This is a genomic window from Acinetobacter sp. Ver3, assembly GCF_000632455.1.
Taxonomy (GTDB): Bacteria; Pseudomonadota; Gammaproteobacteria; order Pseudomonadales; family Moraxellaceae; genus Acinetobacter.
Genome location: NZ_JFYL01000120.1, coordinates 1 through 3,607, shown reverse-complemented (window position 1 = coordinate 3,607; position 3,607 = coordinate 1). Strand labels below are relative to the sequence as shown.

Genomic DNA, 3,607 nt, shown 5'->3' with positions numbered 1-3,607 from the left:
TCTACAAACACTCCTTTATGAAATTGTGGTAGCTGTAATTATTGGTTTGGTATTTGGTTGGGGGATTTTACGATTGCTTCGCGGGAAGCATGAAATGGAATCATTAATCCTAACGACAGCTTTACTGGCTTGTGGTTCATATTTGGTTGCTTTATTTGCTCATGCATCAGCACCAATCGCATGTGTGATTGGTGGACTTATAGTTGGTAATAAATGGAAAGAAATTTTACAAAATCGTGAAATCCAAGAAGTAAATCACTTTTGGCATACAGTCGAAGGCATCATTAATTCTTTTTTATTTACTTTAATTGGTTTAGAGCTGTTTATTCTTGATCTTAATGCCAGCATGATACTTGGTGGTATTATCGCATTTGTAATTTTACATATTTCTCGTTTTGCTGCGAACTTTCTGGCTTTTGCATTTTTCCCATCGTTTCGTAAGAAAAGCTATAACGGTAGCCTAGCAATTTTATCATGGGGTGGAGTAAGGGGAGGGATTTCATTGGCTCTAATTCTCGCGGTTGCTAATGTCCCAGAGTTAAGGCAATACAGTAGTATCTTGATTGGTTATACCTTTATTGTTGTTTTATTATCGGGCGTAGTATGTGGTTTAGGTTTGCCAGCAGTCATGAATGCTTTCTATTACAATCCTAATGAGGAAAAAGAGGGCTTAAAAGGACTATATCAGCGATTATGTAATAAGCTTAATCGTAAAGGATTTAAATATATTGTTGGTGAAGATAGTAAAGGTAATGAGATTATTACGATTTATAATCCTGAAGTGATATTAGATCGGACTTCTGATGATGGTGTGGCAATCGTCCATCATCCCGCTAAAGCTGAAGAGGTGAAGAAGTTAGAAAATCCAGAAAATTTCTAAAAAAATTATATTTAATTGAAGCAAGCATGATAGTGCTTGCTCTTTTTTTTATGAATTAAGCATGATCAATGCAGAAGATACCAGTGATATTGTTTAAATATTTTATTCAGTTTCGCAGAATTTTATTGATGAAATATAAAATTTAAATGTGAAAATTACATCATATTTAAAGCAAATTTTATTTCTTAACTTACTAAAAAGTAAGTATTAATTTTCAATATAAAATGAAAAGTATACTAGTTTACTAACATTAAAATGTTAGATGAACAAGTTACCGTATGTAGTTAAACTAAATATAGCAGAAATTATGATAAGTAAGCCTTTGAAATTTGGTGACCTGAAATATCCTAAAAATAAGTAAAAATATTAATTCTTATATCATAAGTATCTGTAAATAAAAGATATATTTTGATTGTGGATGAGCGGTTACAAAAAGCTGATAAAAGACGCAAAATCTATTCGCATTAAATCTTAAAAATGTGATATAAATCTCACTTATAGATAATAGTGTCTATCTTTTTTGTATCTTAGATGTAGAAAGATCGATAAAAATAAAATTTATAAGTGAGAATTTACCATGGCTAATATCTCCGTAATATCTAAAGAGAGTCATCAGGTATTAGAGAATGTCAACTCTAGTCAAGTGGGGCTTAACGAAAACTCTGTAGTTGTCGTTCAAGTATCTAAAGATGATGTAGCTTCAATCACTCGTGATAATAATAATGCTCTAATCAATTTGCGTAATGGTGAAGTGATTGTGATTGAAAACTATTTCAATCCTTCATTTGCTGATAACAGCCTCGTATTCCAAGATGAAAGTGGTCAACTTTATTGGGTTAAATTTACCAATGAAGATGGCTCAATTGCAGAAACAATTCTGTATTACCCAATCGAGGAAATCGAACCTCTTCTTTATTCCGATGATTTTATCGGTGGAATTCTCCCTTGGTTAATCGGTGCTGGTGCAGCTGGTGCAATTGCAGCAGTTGCAGATAATGGTTCCGACTCTAATCCATCACCTAATCCTCAACCAAAACCAAATCCATTATTAAACGCACCAATCGTCATTGATGATGTGCCAGAGCATGTTGGTGAAGTTGCTGATGGTGGCGTAACAAATGATGCTCGTCCAGAAATCAAAGGTTCTGGAGCTCAACCTGGCGCAATCATCAAAATCTACAATGGTGATGAGTTAATTGGTGAGACGGTTGCATTGTCTAATGGTGATTGGAGTTTTACACCTGATCAAGATTTAAAAGATGGTACTTATGAGCTTTCTGTGACGCAAACTGTAAGTGGTCAAGAAAGTGAAAAATCGCCGATTAAAACAATCACGCTTGATACTGTCCCACCATCAGACATCACCATTGATGAAATTGGAAATAAAGGTGAAACAAACTCAGAAACACCTAAATTTTCAGGTGAAGGTGAGCCAGAGTCAAATGTTGAAATAGAAATTAAAGACAAAGATGGGAACGTAGTTGATAAAGAAACTGTTCCTGTTGATAAAGATGGTAAATGGGAATATACACCTGAGAAAAACCTAGATGAAGGTAAATACGAAGTTATCGTAACGCCTATTGATAAATCAGGAAATAAAGGTGAAGAAGAAAAACAAGAATTCAATGTTGACTTAACTCCTCCAGACATTGACATCGATCCAATCCCTACTGATCCTGAACCTGAGGGTTGGGATACAGCAACGAATCAATCAACTTTTGCAATCGCTGCAATCGCAAATACTCTTTCGGAATCGGAGAATAATCCAGTGACTACAACTAAAAATCAAACGCCTACATTTACGGGAACCACTAAAGATAGTGAGAGCGTAAAAGTAGTGATTCGCGATAGTTCAGGTAAGATTATCGCAGAAGGTCCTGCTACAGTGACCAACGGTAAATGGCAGTTTAAATCACCTGTAACATTAGCTGAAGGTGACTATAAACTAGAAGCAACAGCATATGACGCGGCTGGTAATAGTAAAGTCGCTACTTCAAGCTTTACTGTGGATATTACTCCACCGAAAGTAACGATTGAAGAGTTACCACTTACGAACATTGATGCGCCTACCTTTAAAGGTAAAACTGAAGATGGTGCAACACAAGTACGTGTTGAAATCAAGGATGCGGCTGGCAAGGTTGTTCAATCTGCAGTTGTGAATGTTGCAGCTGATGGTAGCTGGACATATAAGCCATCTAAAGCGTTACCAGATGGTACATATAGTGTCGAGGCTTCAGCTCGTGATGCGGTAGGAAATGTAAGTCAACCTGCTAAAACTACGGTTGAAGTTGATACGATCGATCCAGAAATTACAATCGATCCTATAGAAGATACTAGTGATACAACTCCTGAAATTAATGGCAAGACTGAACCAGGCGCAACAGTAAAAGTTGAAATCTTAGACAAAGATGGCAACCCTGTAGCAACAGGTGATGCGACTGTAGATCCTGAAGGTAACTGGTCGTATACACCGACTGAAGCACTACCAGAAGGTGAATATACAGTTAAAGCTGAAGCGAAAGATAAAGCTGGTAACGTTGGTGAAGCGACATCTAATGGCTCATTTAAAGTTGATACAACTGCACCATCTGATACCGATGTAACGATTGATCCAATTGCGGATACAAACGATACAACACCAGAAATCACAGGTACAACTGAACCAGGAACAATAGTAAATGTCGTTGTTAAAGACAAAGACGGTAAAGTTGTTGCAGAAGGTCCGGC

Annotated in this window: 1 protein-coding gene and 1 pseudogene; both read left to right on the top strand. The window is 36.4% G+C overall.

Annotated elements, in window-relative coordinates:
- Positions 1-880 (top strand): annotated as a pseudogene (locus tag CL42_RS15635) (sodium:proton antiporter); the annotation flags it as partial.
- A gap of 577 nt (positions 881-1,457) precedes the next feature.
- Positions 1,458-3,607: Ig-like domain-containing protein (locus CL42_RS15630; protein WP_035270755.1), on the top strand; the 2,150-nt coding region annotated here is incomplete at its 3' end.